Source organism: Belnapia mucosa (assembly GCF_016775475.1).
Taxonomy (GTDB): Bacteria; Pseudomonadota; Alphaproteobacteria; order Acetobacterales; family Acetobacteraceae; genus Belnapia; species Belnapia mucosa.
This window is the reverse complement of sequence record NZ_JAEUXJ010000094.1, coordinates 1-456: the sequence shown is the minus strand read 5'-3', so window position 1 is coordinate 456 and position 456 is coordinate 1. Positions and strand designations below refer to the sequence as shown.

Annotated in this window: 1 protein-coding gene; it reads right to left on the bottom strand. The window is 66.2% G+C overall.

What is annotated here, in order from left to right:
* Window positions 1-19: 19 nt before the first annotated feature.
* Window positions 20-456: transposase (locus tag JMJ55_RS30505; protein ID WP_202829355.1), on the bottom strand; the 437-nt coding region annotated here is incomplete at its 5' end.

Here is a 456-nt window from a genome sequence, read left to right as displayed (position 1 = left end):
AGAGCCCGTTTGAGAATGGTTATGGATGGGCGATACGGCGGAGCAGGAGCGCGCCGAGGCTGACGCGGATCATGGCTTCGCTGACGTCGCATCGGCGCTCATAGTCGCGGACGAGCCTGCGCCAGCGCATCATCCAGCCGAAGGTCCGCTTGACTCCCCAGCGCCTGGGCAGGACATGAAAGCCCTTCTGGTCGGCCAGCTTGCGGACAATCTCGATGACGAAGTCGCGGTAGGCAGCCCGGCTCATCAGCCTGCCCCGATCATAGGCGCCGTCGGCGAACAGATGCTTCAGCCAGGGCCAGCGCTTGCGGACCGCCTCAATGATGCGCTCCGCCCCGGCCGCGTCCTGGATGTCGGCTGTGGTCAGGTTGACCATGAGCAGGCGCCCGCCCGTATCTACGGCGACGTGGCGCTTGCGCCCTTTGGTCCGCTTGGCGGCATCGTAGCCCCCACCCT